Origin of the sequence: Agrobacterium sp. SORGH_AS_0745, assembly GCF_030818995.1 — a bacterium.
Taxonomy (GTDB): Bacteria; Pseudomonadota; Alphaproteobacteria; order Rhizobiales; family Rhizobiaceae; genus Agrobacterium; species Agrobacterium tumefaciens.
On sequence record NZ_JAUTBI010000001.1, the window covers coordinates 1,306,157 to 1,324,328 of the forward strand.

Sequence of the window (18,172 nt, forward strand, 5' to 3'; positions counted from 1 at the left end):
AGCAGTAAAATTATACGTCACGAATTTTTCTTCGATCTCTTTTAAAATATATAGATAGAATATTTTTCTTTTAATTTACGTATATCGGATTCTTATCCGCATAAAGGTTTGAATGTTATTTTTTCTAACCACAATCAAGCATTGTTGTTCTTATACTGAAATTGCCGGTGAAAATATCCCTGCCGTTGGCAAGTGCACTCGTCATTTTCACGGGCTGTCCATTCATGCCCGCAATTTAGGGCAATGGCAACTTGGGTGCTCTGGTACTTCACAGGTGATGTCATGACATCCGCTCTATTTGTCAGTCACACAGGAGAGAAGGGTGGCGCCGAGCTTTTTCTGACGGACCTCGTCAAGGCCGGACCGCATTCCTGGCGAGCTTGTTTTCTCAGTGGCGGTGGTGCTGCTGATGATCTGGCAGCGGCCGGGAGGCCTCCGGTCATGTTATCCGCTGGCGAAAAAATGCTGTCGATCCGCCGTGACTCACCGTTTGGCGCAATGCTGCGTGGCGCGGCCGATGTTGTCGCCGTCGCTTGGCAATTGAGCCAGCAGGCGAGACATTACGACGTAATCTGCGCCAATTCGCAGAAGGCGCTGTTCGTTTGCGCGCTTGCCGCGAAACTCAGCCGCCGCCCACTTGTCTGGGTTTTGCACGATATAGTCACCGATCCCGCATTCAGCTCCGCCAATCGCCATGCCTCGCTGGCATTCGCGCGCCTTTTCGCAAGGCTGGTGGCCGTCAATTCGCAGGAAACCGGCCGGGCTTTCGTTGAAGCTGGCGGGCAGGCAGAAAAGGTCCGCATCGTTTATAACGGCTTCGACCCCGCAAAGGCTGTGGCCCACGATCCCGGCAGAGCTGCGCGGTTGCGTACGGAATTGGGCCTTGGTCCTGAACCGCTTGTCGGATTGTTCGGCCGGCTGAGCGAATGGAAGGGGCAGCACGTCTTTCTGGACGCGATCGCGGCGATGGATGGCGTTCAGGCCGTCATCGTTGGCGGAGCGCTATTCGGGCAGGACGCCTATGAGACGCGCATCCGCGAGCAGGCATCCCGTCTCGGTCTGGATGGTCGTGTCCGCTTCCTCGGTTTCCGGTCGGATGTACCAGAGCTGATGGCATCGATGGATGCCGTTGCCCACACCTCTGTTGTCGCCGAACCGTTCGGGCGGGTGGTGGTGGAGGCCATGATGTGCGGGCGGCCAGTTGTCGCTACACGCGGTGGTGGGGTTACCGAAATCATTAGGGACGGCGAAACGGGTCTTCTGGTGCCGCCGGGCGACGCATCGGCGCTTGCGGCAGCACTAGGCTGCATCCTGTCGCAGCCAGCTCTGGCGGAAAGGCTGGCGCAGCAGGGCCGCGAGGATGTGAGCCGGCGTTTTTCGCTGGAGGAGACCTGCCGGTCTGTTTCCGCTTTGCTGTCGGAAGCAGTGTGAGGGGCCTCTTGGCGATCAATTCGGACAGAAAGTGCAGGCAAGCGGAAGGGTCAGGATGCGTATTCTCGTAAACATGCCGAGCCAGTATGGCGGCAAACCTTCCGGCGTCGGCCGCGTGACCTTCAGCCTGCTGGAGCGGCTGCTGGATCAGACGCGGGACGACTACATCCTGCGCTCTCCCTGGACGCGGGCACAGCTGCCCGAAAACCTGCGCGAAAGCCGCCTTCAGCTGATTGAGACGCCGCGGCCGCGTATCATGGTGTTTGATGTGCTGCGTCAGGCCATGACGCTACCGGCACTTTGCCGCAAGCTCGGCATCGATGTGCTGTTCAACGCCGATCCCTTCGGAAGTCCCAGCGGCGGCAAACGGCGCGTCACCCTGGTTCACGATCTTTATTTCAGGACCATTCCCGAACAGATCGGCTGGCGGCGCGACGTTGACGACGGATTTGATCTTTCGACTGATGATGGCTGGTTCGAACCGGATCACCTGCGTATCGGAAGCGACGCGTAAGGATCTGGCGCAGTTTTATCCATCGGCTGCCGGGAAAAGCCTGACTATCCATTCTGACAGCACCCTGAATGTCGATCTAGCGAGTTTAAACGGCCCGCCGCCAGTTGCCGCGCCCTACATACTGGCGGTCGGAAACGCGACGTCGAATAAGAACTTTTCGCTTCTGGGCAAGGCTTTTGCCGTGATTGGCAAAGTTAGGCCGGATTTGCACGTCGTGCATGTTGGCCGCGACGATGCCGAGGAAATCGGCAGCGTACTAGATGATCCGGAGCTGAAGGCGCGACTGATCCGGCTTTCCGGCATAGACGACCATCAACTGGCAGACCTTTACCGCCACGCCGCCTGCCTTTGCGTGCCTTCCACATATGAAGGGTTCTGCCTGCCGGTGCTGGAGGCGCAGCAACTGGGGTGTCCGGTCGTCTGCTCCAACCGTTCCGCAACGCCGGAGATCGCCGGAAAGGGCGCACTCACCTTCGATCCCGCGGACTCTGACAGCCTTGTCGCGGCACTTGAGCGGCTTTTTCGGGAGCCGCATCTGGCAAGCGATCTTCGCCAGGCGGGTTATGAAAACCGCAAGCTGTATTCATGGCAGAAGGCGGCGGAAAGCTATGCGCAGGTTTTCCATGAACAGACCTGACGTCTAGGAGTCATGTCCCCGGGTGAAATCTTGCGGCTCATGCCCTGATGCCGCTGCGCAGCTCCGAATAAAGCGTTTCGTATGCCCCGATTACCCGTTCGGGCGCGACGCCCTGCGAAATGCGCGCTTTGGTTTCCGGTGTTTCCGCGAGAATGGCGGGGTTGCGCATCGCGTCAGTCATGCGGGCGGCAAGCTCGGCGGCGTTGCCCGGCGCGAAAAGGCGTTCCGGCCGGTCCCGACCGATCTGTTCGGCGACACCGGCGAGATTGGCGCCGAGAACCGGCACACCGCGTAGAATAGCTTCAGCGACCGTGCGCCCGAAAGCCTCTGGCCAGAGTGGTGGAACGATCAGACAATCTATACCGGCGAAGAAACTATCGGCGTCCACGTAGCCGGGAAATTCGACCGGAAGGTTGGCGGTTTTTTGCTCGTAGGCTTCGATGCCGCCCGGCGCGCGACCCGCCATGACCAGTCGCCAGCCCTTCGGCGGCAGGAGCGGCAGCGACTCGATCAGGAGATCTGCACCCTTGGGCGCCTCGATGCGGCCCAGATAGCCGAAAACAAGCGGGTCCCCAGGCGCGCGTGGAATGCGCTGTGTCTGTGAAGCTGGCGGCGCGATGGCATTCCAGATGACCGTGCGGCGGCTTTCCGGTACATGGGTGAAAAAGCCGGCCTGCACATGGCGCTCGACAATATCGTGGCCGACACCGGCGACAGCGTCGACGGCGCATTGGCAACGCCAGTGCAGGTAAGAGAAGGCGCGGCATTTTTTGCTGGTGCCGTCGCAGATGTGACCGTCATGAAACAGGGAGCCGTTGGTGCACATGCTGGTGAAATCGTGCAGGGAATGTACGAGCGGAATGCCGCGCTTGCGGATCATCGGCCAGACCAGCGGTGTCAGCTCCGACAGCGAATGGGTGTTGACGACATCAGGCCGGAAATCATCGATGACGCGGGCAAGCCGGCGCACGAGACCCGGATCCAGCTGCACGGCGATCTTGTAGTATTTTCGCTTCCATCCGGGTTGCTGTTCCCAGTCCCCGATAAAAAACGGCGTGGTATGTCCGAGGCGGTAAACGGCGAAATCGTCGCGCAGCTCCACGGCCTGTTGTTTGCGGGAGATCGCCGCCACCGCTACCGTGTGGCCCTTCTCCGCCAGCCCGCGCGCGAGGTCTTCCACGAATATCTCCGCGCCGCCGACCCGGTCCGGAGAAAACAGCGACGTTATTTGCAATATCCGCATGCCCAAATTCTCGCGTCTTTGTGTGGTTTTATAATCGTTACAACTATTTCGCATCAGCGAAATGAAGGCTGCTGTCCATCCGGACTGATCTAGGCCGGCATTGCGGGATCGGTTGGAGATGGTTCGCGCCGCCGCGAACGGTCCCGTCCAACACCTGGTGGGTTGAGACAAAGCGTGACGACGGGCGCAAGGAATACGGCGTAAGCCATTGCGAAGCCGGGGATCTGCAGGGAAAAATCAAGTGTCGAATGCAATGCGACGAGCAGCAGCCCGGCGAGGCCGAGATGGGAGGCGTACCGGTAGTTTTTGCGTTTGCGCGCCCCGCGAATAAAAATGGCGAGTTGGACGAGCACAAAAAAAGCCGCATAAAATGGAAATGCGAGGCCGAGCGTCAGCAGTCCCTCGGCATAGACATTGTGGGCGTGGGTGACGATGGCGTCCACCCCGCATTGCGCCGCATGATAGGGCGCGTAGGTTTCCGTAAAACTTGCAAGGCCGGTTCCCCAAGGCCAGCTGTCAGAAATGGCACGCGCGATGCCCGGCATGTAGCAGAAGCGCATGTCGTCTTCCAATCGCGTTTCCATGCGAAGCGCCACGCGATTAGCGAAGAGCAGGAACAGGCCAAGCGTAATGGCGAGCACGATCGCCGCGCGGCGCTTCGTGCCGCGCCGCTTGCGCCGCAGGGCAGCCGCGTTGCGGCCTGTTTTGATGGGTGAGTTGAAGACGGTCAGAAGAATGAGGAAACTCAGTGCCGCAAAGCTTGATGCGATGCCGGCGCGCGATCCGGTCAGCATCAGGGCGATGAAGCAAAAGGCAGTGAGCACGCCGATGAAGGCGGCCTTGCGGATGAGGCGTTTCTGGCCGACTGGAACGGTCAGGCGATTTGCCACCAGCACCCTGACCATTCCCCAGTCTGGAGCCGTCAGCCGTTTGTGCAGCATCACGACGAGGGTCAGGAGAATGAGACCGAAGAAGGTGGCGGCGGTATTACGGTTGACGAAAAGGCCGGTCAGGCTGCCGAGATAGAAGCGCTTCTGAATGAAGCCGAGTGTTTCTGGAAAAAGCAGAAACTGCACGATTGACAACAGTGCCAGCCATCCGCCGGCAATTGCGAACCATCGCAGCGCTTTTGCCGCGCGCTCGTCGGTATCGAAAATGACGAGGCCGGCCATGAAGGCGCCGAAGGGCAGGGCGGCGCTTAACAGGCCGAGCCGATCATCCGCCGGGGTGAGCGAAACCGTGGCGTCGGGCGCGAACTGCATGAACATGGCGGCGGTCGACCAGGCGGGATTGGGTGGAGCAATACCCGGCACAGATGATTGCAGCCACAGCTGGATGATGAGTGCCCCCAGCAAAAGGCAGGTCGCCACAAGTGCCAAGCTTGAACCAGCCCGGGGCGGCCCGAACAACAGGATGGCGGGCACGAGCAACAAATAAATTGCAACGGTGACGACGATACGGCTCTCGATTTCAGTTGCGCCGCGATTGAGAAGCGCAAGCAGGAAGATAGCCCAGAAGATGACTATGGCGGCCGTCCGAAAATAGTCTGGAAACGCAACCGGTCGCGGTGGCGATGAGGATAGCGGTTCTGATTGGGCTTCGATGGACGACATTGGCTTTCGGCTTTGCAATAACTGTTGCTGCGACGATGTCTAAGGTAGAAGGACGAGGCGGGCCGCTATTTCACGGAAGCGGCACGGTGCGTTTCATGCCGGCCTGCGGCTGCTGCGGACAGATCTTCCGCAGGGTCCATCGCAGGATTTCCCCCTCCTTACCGCAGACGACTGCCGTGTCCGCATTGCGGGCCGCATCGGCCTGAGGCAGTGTGTCTTTTGGAAATTGCTGCCACATCACGAAGCGCCCGCGTATCAGGTTGGCGTCTGCAGGCCCGTAAAGTTGGGAAAAATTCATCAGAACGGCGATTTCCATTGGCGAGGCGTTACGCAGCGAACGAACCATGGCAAGACGCAGCCACACATCGCCATTTGCAGGCAAACAGGAGAGCGCGTGACGAATATAGCTTTCGGCAAAGCCGAGACGCGCCACACCGGCCTCCGACGTCGCATCTTGGCCATTTGCATCGAGATCTGCGAGAACGAGCCGTAACCCGGCCTTGACGATATCCGAACGGCAGATTTTCTCCGCAACGACGGGGTGCAGCCCATCGACCGTCTTCGCCAGAAGATCGTGCGCCAGGCCGCTTTTGTCGTCGGCAATTCTTGCCAAGGCGACGACATCGGAAAACCGCCGGGTTTCGGAAAACGCCTGTGCGGCGACGGATAAAACAAACACGGAAAGGATGAGAACCGGCACGACCGCGAAGAATTTACGCAGGCCCGCCATTCCGTCCCGCCTAATCATGGTAATATCGCGTGTAGCGCGCGTGATAATATTCGCTTGAACCGTAAGCTCGGTAAAGCTTCAGCTTTTCCGTGTCCACCTTGTTGAGGATGACACCGAGACACTTCTTGCGGATCTGGACTTCGTTTTCAATCGTATTGCGTACCGCCCTGCGGGCGGTTTTGCCCCATTCTGTGACGAAGACGAAACCGTCGATCCGGCCGGCCATCGCGCGGGCATCCACCACCGGCCCGAGAGGCGGCAGGTCGACGATGATGTAGTCGAAGAGACCGCTCGCTTCGGCCAGCAATTTGTACATTTGCGCCGATGTCAGCAGCTCGGAGGAGTGCGGTACGCGCTGCTTGACGACCGTTGGCAGGAAAGCGAGCCGCGTCTTTTCGTCGTGCAGCAGCACATCGCGCATATTGCGGCCTTCCAGCAGCACTTCGAGCAGGCCTTCTGCAGCATGACGCCCCAAAGCGCGCGTGGCGCCCGGGTTGCGAATATCCGCATCCAGCAGAAGAACCCTTGCTCCCTGTCCGGCCAGAAGCTGAGCCAGATTGATGGAGATCGTCGATTTGCCCTCGCTCGGCAACGCCGATACGACGCCCACCACCCGCGCGCCGGTTTTCGGGGGAATGCCGAGATCTATCGCAAGCCGTGTGCTGCGCAGCGTTTCGGCGAAGGATGATAGCGGGTGATCGACAGTGTAGCGGGCAACGCTGGACGGGCGTGTGGCGGTAGGCGGCCCCTCCTGTCCCTTTGGCAACACATCCGTGCCCGGCTTGTTCTGGACGAGCGGGGTGTTGCCCAGAAATTCCAGCCCGAGAACGTCGCGAACCTGTTCTCCGGTGCGGAAGAAACGGTCGCGGAACTCGCGAAACATGGCGATGCCACCGCCGGCCGCGGCGCCCATGATCATGAACAGCGCCAAAAGTAGCGGTTTGTTCGGTTTGCTTGGAATGTTGGGCGGAACTGCCCTCGAAATCACGCGTGCTTCCGTTACGGGGAAGGATTGCTGCTGCATCGCTTCCTGATAACGCTGCAGGAAGGTCTGATACATGTTCTTGTAAGTTTCCGCTTCACGCTGCAATTCGCGAAGCTGAACCTGGGTCTGGCTGGCCGAGTTGCTGACGCTGGTAGCCTTGGCAACGCTCTCCGCAAGTGATTTCTCTCTTGCTTCTGAAACCTCCAGATCGCTCTTGTAACTTTGCGCAATACGGCTGATTTCCTGGAACATCAGCCGGCGGTATTCCTGCATTTCGTTGCGCAGACGCACCGCCTGAACATGGTTGCTGCCAAGCCTGCGGGTGATTTCCGTTTCGATCTTCGAGGATTCGAGATATTTCTTGCGCAGATCGTTTGCAACCGAGCTCTCGAGAATGTCGGTGACGACGGCGTCGACATCATCCGTGGCAAGGATATGTTCGATGCGTTGTACCCGCGCTCGCGACCTGGCCGTTTCCGACTGCGCCAGAATAAGCGCGCTGTTGGACTCGGCCAGTTGCTGATCGGAAAGCAGGCCGTTATTGCCGGTCTCGATCAAGCCGTGTTCGGCGCGAAATTTCTGTACGGCAAGGTCGGTGTCGAGTGCCCGCTGACGCAACTCGGCAATACGGTCGGACAGCCAGTCGCTGGCCCGCTTCGTCGCCTCGTATTTGGAGTTCAGCTTGTCCACCAGATAAGCCGACGCCACCGCGTTGACGATCTGGGCGGCGAGAACCGGTGATGTCGAGTTGTAGGTCAGTTCCAGCGCGTAGGTACGGCCGATACGCTTGACGCTGAGACCGTCCAGTAGCCGGTCCGACAGCGCCCGCTTCAGCGTGCCGTCGTCGATGACGGTCTCTTTTGCCGGTGAGAACCATTGCGAAACGTTGACGAGCGAACGGATCGTGCCGAATATCGAACTCAGAAGCGAGGCACGGTTTGCCCTGAATTCCTGATTTTCCGTCAGGTTCAAACTGTCGACGACGGCAATCCCGATGGTTTCCGATTGCAGGACCTCGACCTGGCTGAGAATGGAAGCCTCGTCCTCCACGACGCCGCCGATCGTCGAAAGCTGCTCGACGACCTGGCTGTTGTTGCGGTCGATCAAAAGGGTAGCCGAAGCTGAATAGATCGGAACGGCCGTCGCGGCATAAGCGAGACCGATTGTCCCGGCAATGGCGACTGCCGCGAGGACGACGCGCCACTGTCGGCGGACCGTGGCAAGAACGGCGTCTATATCGATAAAGTCGGCTGTAAATCCGCTTTTGTCGATATCGGCCATAGTCAAGGGATCGTGCCTTTGCAACAACTGTCAGCCTCGCTCTTTTTGGCGGGCGTGGCACCCGCCAAGTCTCGGTTGCATGGTAGGACAGGCGGCCGCCATTCCCGCAGGACGGGCGGCAAAACCGGGTTCAAACGGGACTTGTGCTGACTGGCGTGCTGGTGCTGCCGGTTGAAAGGGGCGCGGCAAAGAAGTTGTTGGTTGTGGTGGTTCCGCCGCTGCCGGTGCTGCCACCGCTGCCGCCACCGCCAACCGGTGCGGCTCCGCCGCCGGCCTGTGCCGTACCGGCTGGTGAGCCCGCCGCTCCCGAGCCGCCAATGCTGTTGCCGCTTGCAGGTGAAGAGCCGGCGCCACCAATCGGTGAGGCAGCAGCTGCAGCTGCCGCAGGCGCTGCCGGACCGGCCGCCGTTCCCTGAACATTTTCGCTAAAGGCGATCAGAAGATCGGAGGGCACGCCGACACCCTTGGTCTGCAACTGGATTGCGGCGGCAAGTATCGTGTTGCCCCTCTGCATCGCCGTAGAATAGGCGAGCGCCAGACCTTCGCCGACAACTTCGGAGAAGTCCTTGTTGCCGACCTTCTGGGCCAGTGCGACGATGGTGGGCAACTGGCTGGAGTCGCTCAGGATCAGGCCAGAAAGCTGTTCGGAGAACTGCGCCGCGCTGGTGGAAACGGCAATGATCGGAAAGCCGTTCGTCACCTTTCCAGTGATTTCGGCGTTTGCCGCATCGGTGCTGGAAGCGATGCCGGCCAGATCCTTGACCGTTGCCTGCGTCGGAGACTGCTTGAACAGTTCCGCGGCAGCAAGGGAAACCGTGTCCGGATTGGAGCTGTTAACGCGAGCCAGAAATGCGGCGTTGGTTTCGTCGGCGGCCTTTACGGGTGCGCCAGTTGTCGCAGTCTGTACCGGCGGCGTCTGCTGCCCGGCAGCTGGCGGCGCTGATTCCACGTTCTGGGCGTTGGCGACTGCGGAAAAAAGACCGAGGCTGGTGATCAATACCGCACCAGTGAGCGTCGAGCCAATACGAAGGCGGGACATCACAACTCTCCAAATTTTTAAAAAATACGATTTTAAGTAAGCTGAAATGCTGAATATGGTTATCCAACATCTAAAATTTTCTTTTTAAATCGCACAGCCCTAGCTAACGATCAAGTGCTAAAATAAACTTGTGAACGGAACTTCGGGGTATACTTAACAGCAGAAACGAGGACTTTTCTCTGGGCGTCAGGACACGGCGACTTTTCGCCGGGGTGTTATCAGCCGGTCTCGAAGCCAGATATTTGCGGGCGTTTCGACAAGGACGTGAAATGCGTGGGCGATGGCGATGGTGCTGGCGACGACGATGAGATAGACGACATTTTTCCACTCCTGCGGCCAGGTGATGCCGCCGGAAGCAACTAGGAATGCCCGAAAGATGAATGGGTGCAGAAGGTAAAGCGCGTAGGAGGAATCGCCCAGTTTCGCCAGCGGCTGCGCAAAACGGGGCAGGGAGATGCCCCTGGTCAGGGTTGCCGCGGCCATCAGGAAAATCGCGCCACCGCCAAAAACGAGCAGCCGGGTATAGGAATAACAGCCCGGATTGCATTGGAATTCGAACCTTTTCAGATCGATAAGCGTCCAAATCGCCACGCCGCAAAGGGCCACCGCAATCCCCAGCAAGGGCGGTAGGCGCACGCCGCGCAGGAAAAGCACGGCGAGCAACATTCCCGCCACGAACTCCAGAATGATGGGCTGAAACCAGAAACTAAACGGCAAGGCGAGACTGAAGTTGGAGCCGATGAGCACTGCGGCGAGCAGCACAGCCGCTGTTGTCAGCACGGCGCGTTCCAGCGGCAGGAAGATGAAAACCGCGAATACGACATAAAAAAACATCTCGTAATTCAGCGTCCAGCCCAGATCGATGATTGGAAACGGATAAGCGTCACCATAACCCATGCTGTCATAGGGAATGAAGAGGTAGGAGGTTAGGACGGCCTGCAAGGACGGGAAGGCCTTGGCGCTGAGAAGAACGGCGACCGCGGCCATGGCGAGCCGCATGGTCAACACGAACCAGTAAAGAGGAAGGATGCGGAGAAGCCGGCGCACAAGAAAGGCCGAGCGCCCTCCCTCCGCTGCGAAATACGGCCGGGAGGCATAAACGATGACAAAGCCGGAAATGACGAAAAACAGATCGACGCCCGCACCCAGCCTCAGGAGATGGAGGTTGACGAGCGAGAACTCCCAGTTCACCTGCGCGTGCAGCGCAACAATCATGATTGCCGCCAGCGCACGCATCATTTGAAGAATATCGAGACGCTGCGCCCCGGAAACAGGCGCTTTTTCAATTTTTTGCATCGTCATCATCTATAAAAAGAAAAAATTTATACAGTAATATTGTGCGCTCGTAGCAGCGAGCAAAAGTCCTCTATTTCAGAAGGCTATCATGCAATAGGCTGACACGATATATAAAATTTGTCGGCTTTCGCCCGCACGCGTTCAGAAAACCTCCAGCACCGTAAGCTGGTCGCTGACGGAAAGCCGGTATTGCCCACCTTCCTTTGCGATCACCCGCTGGCTTACGGAACCGTCATCGCCGAACCGGTGCGCGATGACTTGGCTATGCGGGCCGGTTACCGAAAAGGCCGTTGCACGTTCGGTTGGCGGATTTTCGATCCGCGCCGGCCATTGCCAGCCGCGTATGCCAAGCCACACCGGGGCGAGCAGCGCGCCGTCTGGTCTTGTCAGGCGCAGGGAAAACCTTTCGGAATCATCGTTGAGGAAAGCGAGGCTGCGTTCCGCTGGCTCTGTTTGTCGACTTGCCTTGCAAAGCGCAAGAAGGGCACGAACGGCCCCGTACGCAGGGGTCCGGCTCAGATCGTGGCGCAGCAGGCCAAAGGACGATTCCGGATTTGTCTCGTCTTCGGCAAAGCTGGAGACCATTTCATAGATGTAAGCCCGGCGGATGCCGCTGATGAAGGACCACAGGAGCGTGCGCGGCATGTAGCGCGCCTTGATGCCTTCGGTGACGGGAAAATGGAAGGTCTTCGGTTGCAGTGAGGTGTGGTACCCAATCTCCGTGGCGATCACCGGCCGGCCGGCTGCTATATGCGCCGAGGCCGCGACAGATTTGGAGAGCGCCCCCGGCCCAGTCGTTTCGGGATGTTCCATTCCGGCGTAGGGGTGAATATTGCCGAAGTCGCACACGTTCTGCAGGTTTAGCGCCAGCGCCGTATTCGCCTGGATATAGCTTGGCGCGACAAGCGGTACGTTGCTCACGGCCGGAGTTGAGCGGATCGTTGCAAAAAGTGCAGCCTGATGCTCTGCCGAAATGCGCGGCGCATTGGCCGGGTCTTTCGTCAGCGTCGGTTCATTGCTGCCTTCGAAAACTTCGATGCCGCCGTCGCACCAGTTGTAGAAATCGGCAATCCTGTTCAGTGGCGTTGAGACGTAGGGGTTGAGATTGTCGTAACAGATGATCGTGAGGCGAACGTTGGCCGCCACAATCCTGCGCAGGCGCTGGAAAGCCGGGCTGTTGCGGCTGTCCCTTGCGGTAATCAGTCCCTCGTCACGCAGGTGGCCCACACCAAGCGCTTCCAGTTCAGGCAGGATGCGCTCGAAGCTTTCCGGATAAATGCCGTTTGTCCGGGCGAAATGGCCACACACGCCCACACTGTCCAAAAAGACTTCCGTGCTGGCCGAAAAAACGGATTGAGTCTGCGCGAAAGCGGGGCGCACACCCGTGGCGGCAACCAGTGCGAAAGGTGCAGCTGAAAGCAGGCCGCGCCGTGTCAGGTGGCCCATGGTGATCGGCTGTTTTCCGTTCATCTGCGTCTCCTGGTCATTCCGGCGAGATTATAAAAAGCAGCCGCGATCATATCGGCGGCGCCTCTCAATATGTCAGATTGTCCTGGAAGTTTTTGGCATCTTCATTCGCCATCAAATCCATGTTTCTGAAATGAAATAAATATATAAATTAATGATATTATATGCGGACGAAACAGAATTCACCGCTTCCGCCCGTACGTTTTTCCATATGAGAATGAAGCTAACACGGGACAGGTTCTTTTCGCAACACGGCATGACTTTTGTCGCGCCGCGAAAAAAAAGCACTTGAAATGCCGTCAGTTCCCGTGCTTTTTGAAAGTGGATTTTTGGTTATTCATATTTTCAAGCGTTAAATCTGCTCTGCCTTTTGTGTTTTTTGCACATGTCTCATTGGTCCCGGAGTATCCGGCAACATGGGCGAGGCCAAGCGGAAGTCATAAATTTTCGATAAGGAAATAGAGCGTATCCGTATGCGAATTCTCCATCTCAGCAGCCTTTATCCGCCGCATATCGTTGGCGGGTGCGAACGCTCGGTCGAACATCTTGCCGAGGAACTCGTCTCCATGGGACATGAGGTCGGTGCCGCCTGCATAGAGCGGCAGGCCGAACCCAAAACGGTGCGCAATGGCGTCAGCGTCTACCGCATGTTCCACAATAACGATTTCTGGCTCGAGGACTGGCCACAATATACGCCGCAGCAAAGGCGTATGCAGAAGATCAAGCAGCAATGGAATTTCAACGTCGAGAAGCAGTTCGAAGCCGTTCTTGACGATTTCAAGCCGGATGTTCTCAATACGCACTCGCTGCTGGATGTGACGACGCTGGTGTGGCGGGCGGCGCATAAACGCAACATTCCGATCGTCCACACGATCTGCGAATATGATCTTCTGTGCGGTAACGCCGCCATGTTCAAGGGCGGCAAGCCCTGCGAACACATCCATCTCGGCTGTCAGGTGGTGAATTTCACCAAGAAATTCACGCAGCGCTACATCGGCGCGGTGGCAAGCGTTGGCACGGAAATCCTTAAAACCCATGTCGATCACGGGCTTTTCCATCACCTGCCGGAAAGCATGCGCCGTGTGATCTTTTATTCCTGCACGGTTCCGGAGGGCGACCCGGTCGCACGCAGGCAGATCGACCGAACCGGCAAGCCGATGACCTTCGGCTATATCGGCCGCATCAACACGGAAAAGGGTGTCGGCAACATGGTCGATGCCTTCAGGGAAATCGGCCACGGCAACTGGCGCTGTCTTGTTGCCGGCCACGCGATGGACGATTCCATCGAACGCTTCAAGGCCCAGGCCGGCGACCTGCCGATCGAGTTCGTCGGCTGGGCAAAGCCGAAGGAATTCTTCGAAGAGATCGATGTGCTCATCGTTCCCTCCTTCTGGGCTGAACCTTCGCCGCGCACCATCTACGAGGCTTACGCGATGGGGGTTCCGGTCATCGGCGCTGCCTCGGGCGGCATTCCGGAACTGATCGGCGAGACCAACCACGACTGGCTGTTCGAACCGGGCAACGCCACGGACCTTGCCGCACGCATTCGCCGGGTGTTGACGCTTTCGCGCGAGCAATTGCCGACGGAGGCCGATTTCGGAAATATCGTCGAGGAATCCACCTCGCGCCGGGTGGGTGAGAACTATGTGAAGCTCTACGAGGACGTGCTGGCGAAAAGCAGGGAAAGCCGAACCTTACGCGCATCTTAGACCGGCAACGGACCGGGTCCGTTGCAAGCGTTTCTTCCAAGGAAAGAGCACATGGTAGAAAGCAATATCGGCAAAGTCCGTTTCCCCAAGCTGGACTTCGATCGTTTTCTGGCCGCTGCGGTGGTCGGGCTGTCACGACCGGCTTTGCAGGCGGCAGGTTGATGGCGGAGCAAAGTTCGATAGGCAGCGCCGCGATAACAGGCGTTTTCTGGTCCATCGTCCAGAACTGGGGTGGAAAGCTTTTTACCTCCATTCTTTTCATCGTTCTTGCCCGGTTCCTCAGCCCCACCGACTACGGCATGGTCGCCACGGCGGGCCTGGTTCTGATGCTCATCCAGATGCTGTCGGAGTTCGGTTTCGCAGATGCGATCGTGCAGAAACGAAATCTGGAGCCAAGCGACGTCAATCTGCCATTTTATGTGTCCGTTGCGCTGGCAACGGTGTTTGTCATCGTTGTTTGTCTGCTGTCGCCCAGACTGGAAAGCTGGTTCGAGGTGGAAGGGCTGGCACCGATCATCGTGGCAATCTGTATATTGCTGCCGCTGAATACCGCCTCGCTTTTTCAGGAAGTCAATTATCGGCGTGCGCTCGCGTTCAAGCCGCTGGCAATAAGAACCTTCATTTCGAATATTATCGGCGGTGGCGTTGCGATTGCTTTCGCCATCATGGGCCTGGGCGTCTGGAGCCTCGTCGTTCAGACTTATGTTGCAACCATTGTGACGCTGATCTGGCTCTGGCGCAAACCGCACTGGCTTCCGGGCACCACGCTCAAGCCCGACACTTTTTTCGAATTGCTTCGCTTCGGCTCGTCGGCTCTCGGTTTGCGCATCGTGGATTTCGGAGCCACGCGGCTGATCGACGTCATGATCCTGGGGCGTTACGGGGTTGCCCTCTTTGGGCTCTACACCGTCGGCAGCAGGCTCTATCAGCTTCTCATGCAGCTGCTTCAGGCGGCGCTATATGATGTTTCGTTGACGGTGCTGTCCCGCATATCGCACGAGCGGGAGCGCATGGCGGAACTGTACAAGCAATCCATCACCATATCGTCGATCTTTTCGACACCGATCTTCGTGCTCTCGGCTGCGTTGGCGCCAGAGATCTGCAACGTCCTGTTCGGCGCGCAATGGCAGGGTGCCGACGCGGTTGCGCGGCCGCTGCTGCTGCTGGGTGCATTGCAATGCGTCCAGTTTCAAAACGGCCCGTTTCTGTCCGCACGCGGCAGGCCGGATAAGGTGCTGATTGCCGGGACGGTCAAGGCAATCTCTACCATCCTGTTGATATTGCTTGTCCCGACGGAAAACATCCGGGAAATCGTCATCGTGTTTGTCTTCGGGCAGCTCACTTCGACGCCTTTCACATTTTATTTTGTCGCCCGGGAACTCGGCATCAAGCTGTGGAGAATTTTCCTCCTGCTTTTGCCAAGCTTCGGTTCCAGCGGTCTCTGCTTCCTGCTCGTTCAGTGGATGCGACCTGAAGTTAAAATGCTGGGTGCGGGCGACCTCGTATCCGGCATCCTGCTCGGTGGTATGTTTGGCGTCGCATATCTGTTGCTTTTGGCTCTGACCGCGAGAAGCGAGGCCCGGTCCGCCATCGCCCTCATCATGAGCAAAATCGGTTCTCGAAAGGAAAGAAAATGCGCAAGCTCGTGAAAAAAATACTCCCTGCACCACTGCGTCGGAAGCTGGTGCAATATAACGAGCGGCGCAATCTGGATAATGCGGTCCAGCAACTCTTCAATGATCTGCAAGAGCTGAAGCACAGTATCAAGCCTATCAATGTCGGAGATCGGCTGAACCGGCTTTTGATCGTGGCTGGTGATCCCATCACCCTGTTCGGTTCCGCCGGCGATGACGCGATGATCACGGCGACCGTGCAGAATGCCCGTGCGAGCAATCCCGATGTCGAGATAGACATCCTCGTCGACGGAACGAATTTTGGCGACTCTGCTTTGCAGAGAGGCTTTGTTACCGTCGATATCTTTGGAAAGCCTGACTTCATCCAGGCCCTTGCCCAGCAATTTTCGGTGCGGAAGTACGATTGCATCGTCGTTGTGGGTGCCGACGTGATGGATGGCTATTATCATCCGCTGGTCAGCGCAAAACTCCTGGCAAGCGCTGATCTGGCTGCCGCTGCCGGGATCAAAAACGTTATCCTCGGTTTCAGTTTTAATGAAACGCCGCACCCCGCTTTGGCGAAGTTCTACAGCTCCCTTCATCCGGGGGTGTCGCTCAATGTGCGTGACGTTGTTTCCCTCGAGCGTCTGAACGCCTTTGCCACGGCCAAGGCGGCACTGGTTTCCGATTCTGCATTTAGCCTTGTCCCATCGGAACCCGATGAAGATACGATCTCGTGGATCGCGCGAAAGCGCGCCGAGGGATACAGGGTCATGGGCTTCAATCTGCATCCCATGCTGTTCAAGAATGCGGATAGCGCGCAGATCGCGGCGATCATCAGGCGCGGGGCCGAAGCACTGGAGTTCGTTGCCGATGCAAGACCGGTCTGCTGGCTGGTCATTCCGCATGACTACCGGAAAGACGTGGGCGATCAAGCCTGCCTCAAGGCCATTACCGAGCTTGCTCCATCTTCACAGACAGACAGGGTTCGATATCTGGATGGCAGATGGCCAGCCCCGGTTTTAAAAGGCGTTGCCGGTAAACTTGATGGCCTCGTCAGCGGACGCATGCATCTTGCGATCGCTGCGCTGGGCAAGGGCGTTCCTGTGATATGCATTGCGTATCAAGGCAAGTTCGAAGGGTTGTACCAGCATTTCGGTCTCTCCGCGGCTGAGCTGCTTTCGCCCGCCAAGTTCCATACGGATGATGGCATCAAGAATGCCTTGATCAATTTTGTGGATCAGGCCGATGAGATTCGCGAAAAAGTCGGGAAGAAGCTGCCTGAAATTCTGGACCTTTCCAAAAGGAATTTTCAGGTGTTCGAAACCTTCGCCAAGCAGCCTTGAGTCATTTTCATGAAAGTCGCTTTTGTTTCCGTATTCCCTGCCGTTCCCGCCAACGAGGGTGCGCGGAACAGGATTCTCCAGCTGACACGCGCCGTGCGTAGCCTCGGACATGAAGTGCATTTCGTCTATGTCGATACTCCGATGATAGCTGATTTCGATCCCGCGGCCCATGAGGTCGAGTTTGGGGCCGGACATATGCACGTCGTGTCCAGGGAAAGATGCGGGTTTGCAGCACGGCTCATCGACGACTTCAGGTTCGAGATTGGGTTGACCGCATTTCGAACCCGTCGGAAAATTCAACGGCTCCTTGGCCGCGACAGCGGTTTCTACAATTACCTCGACGAGTTCTATTATCCGGAAATAGGCAGGCAGGTCCTGGATCTTCAGCGTCGACTCGGGATTAACGCCGTTATCGTCGAATATGCCTTTCATTCGAGAGCTTTTCTTGGGCTGCCGGATGATGTGCTTCGCATTCTCGACACGCACGATTCCTTCGCCGATCGTCACAAGGCGTTCGTGAACACGGCCAACAGATTTGGGTACTGGTTCTCGGTTCCGCCGGACGTGGAATGCAAGGCATTCCGCCGCGCCGATGTCGTTGTCGCCATACAGGAAGAAGAGGAACGTTCGTTCAAGCAGCGGCTGGCAGGAGAGCCGCCGGTGGTTGAAACGGTGAGCCATATTCTGGATCTCGGCCAGAGAGTGGAAGACTTCACTTCCGCTGATTTTCTGTTTCTCGGTTCAGGCAACGACGCGAACGTCATTTCTCTCAATAGTTTCCTTCACAATGTCCTGCCTTTGGTCAGGGCGGCCCGTCCGGACATTCGCCTGGTGCTGGCAGGCAGCATATGTGGAAAGGTCGAGGACATGGAGGGGGTTCTCAAGCTTGGCCGGGTGGAGAACTTGAAGGATGCGTTCACGCGCGCGCCACTTTCCATCAATCCCATCACGCTTGGCACGGGCATCAATATAAAACTGCTTGACGCTCTGGCTGCGGGTGTCCCAACGATCAGCACCCAGACGGGTGTGAGGGGGCTTTCAGAAGGATATCGTGGTGGCGTGATTGTCGTTGAAGATGGAGATCATCAGGCCTTTGCCAATGCCATTATGAGGCTCTCTTCCAGTCGGGAGCAGCGGCAGGAATTGGGAAACAATGCGTTCCTTGACGCTGTCGAATGGAACCGCCGGCAAATGACGGTGCTCGGCAATATTCTGAAGGGCAAATAAATCGCGATTGTGATGCGTCTGGCTGGTGCAACCTGATCCAA

At 57.7% G+C, this 18,172-nt stretch carries 12 protein-coding genes and 1 pseudogene; 6 read left to right on the forward strand and 7 right to left on the reverse strand.

Annotated elements, in window-relative coordinates; translation table 11 throughout:
• The first annotated feature begins 282 nt into the window (after positions 1 to 282).
• Both QE432_RS06015 and QE432_RS06020 read left to right on the forward strand, forming a co-directional pair.
• Positions 283 to 1,431 carry a glycosyltransferase family 4 protein gene (locus QE432_RS06015; RefSeq protein ID WP_026330708.1) on the forward strand — a complete coding sequence of 383 codons (1,149 nt, stop codon included), beginning with the start codon at positions 283 to 285 and terminating at the stop codon, positions 1,429 to 1,431.
• Positions 1,432 to 1,486: 55 nt separating this feature from the next.
• Positions 1,487 to 2,582: pseudogene (locus QE432_RS06020) on the forward strand (glycosyltransferase family 4 protein).
• Positions 2,583 to 2,619: 37 nt separating this feature from the next.
• Here the strand turns inward: QE432_RS06020 and QE432_RS06025 are convergent.
• From QE432_RS06025 to QE432_RS06055, 7 genes are all read right to left on the reverse strand, one after another.
• Entirely contained in the window at positions 2,620 to 3,825 is a 1,206-nt protein-coding gene (locus QE432_RS06025) for a glycosyltransferase family 4 protein (RefSeq protein WP_065687890.1), read from the reverse strand.
• A gap of 89 nt (positions 3,826 to 3,914) precedes the next feature.
• Positions 3,915 to 5,438, reverse strand: a complete 1,524-nt coding sequence (locus QE432_RS06030; RefSeq protein ID WP_142851174.1) for an O-antigen ligase family protein — start codon at positions 5,436 to 5,438, stop codon at positions 3,915 to 3,917.
• Positions 5,439 to 5,508: 70 nt separating this feature from the next.
• Complete coding sequence (locus QE432_RS06035) at positions 5,509 to 6,168, reverse strand: hypothetical protein (protein ID WP_065687888.1); 660 nt, start codon at positions 6,166 to 6,168, stop codon at positions 5,509 to 5,511.
• A gap of 10 nt (positions 6,169 to 6,178) precedes the next feature.
• Positions 6,179 to 8,434, reverse strand: coding sequence for a polysaccharide biosynthesis tyrosine autokinase (locus QE432_RS06040; RefSeq protein ID WP_003511263.1), 2,256 nt, complete (start codon positions 8,432 to 8,434; stop codon positions 6,179 to 6,181).
• 130 nt (positions 8,435 to 8,564) lie between these two features.
• Complete coding sequence (locus QE432_RS06045) at positions 8,565 to 9,473, reverse strand: hypothetical protein (protein WP_065687887.1); 909 nt, start codon at positions 9,471 to 9,473, stop codon at positions 8,565 to 8,567.
• Between the two features lie 186 nt (positions 9,474 to 9,659).
• Positions 9,660 to 10,778 (reverse strand): acyltransferase family protein, encoded by a 1,119-nt coding sequence (locus QE432_RS06050; RefSeq protein WP_035199581.1) that lies wholly within the window; start codon positions 10,776 to 10,778, stop codon positions 9,660 to 9,662.
• Positions 10,779 to 10,910: 132 nt separating this feature from the next.
• Positions 10,911 to 12,239 carry a hypothetical protein gene (locus QE432_RS06055; RefSeq protein WP_065687886.1) on the reverse strand — a complete coding sequence of 443 codons (1,329 nt, stop codon included), beginning with the start codon at positions 12,237 to 12,239 and terminating at the stop codon, positions 10,911 to 10,913.
• Between the two features lie 470 nt (positions 12,240 to 12,709).
• Between QE432_RS06055 and QE432_RS06060 the strand changes: the two genes are divergently transcribed.
• The 4 genes from QE432_RS06060 to QE432_RS06075 all read left to right on the forward strand — a co-directional run bounded on the left by QE432_RS06060 (position 12,710) and on the right by QE432_RS06075 (position 18,131).
• The gene (locus QE432_RS06060; protein ID WP_019564824.1) at positions 12,710 to 13,945 is read left to right on the forward strand and encodes a glycosyltransferase family 4 protein; all 1,236 of its coding nucleotides are present in this window, start codon (positions 12,710 to 12,712) and stop codon (positions 13,943 to 13,945) included.
• A gap of 161 nt (positions 13,946 to 14,106) precedes the next feature.
• On the forward strand, positions 14,107 to 15,594 hold the full coding sequence (locus QE432_RS06065) for a lipopolysaccharide biosynthesis protein (RefSeq protein ID WP_065687884.1): 1,488 nt from the start codon (positions 14,107 to 14,109) through the stop codon (positions 15,592 to 15,594).
• Positions 15,579 to 16,904, forward strand: coding sequence for a polysaccharide pyruvyl transferase family protein (locus QE432_RS06070; RefSeq protein ID WP_035199577.1), 1,326 nt, complete (start codon positions 15,579 to 15,581; stop codon positions 16,902 to 16,904). Before QE432_RS06065 ends, QE432_RS06070 begins: the two co-directional genes overlap by 16 nt.
• Positions 16,905 to 16,913: 9 nt before the next feature.
• Positions 16,914 to 18,131 (forward strand): glycosyltransferase family 4 protein, encoded by a 1,218-nt coding sequence (locus QE432_RS06075; RefSeq protein WP_065687883.1) that lies wholly within the window; start codon positions 16,914 to 16,916, stop codon positions 18,129 to 18,131.
• Positions 18,132 to 18,172 lie beyond the last annotated feature (41 nt).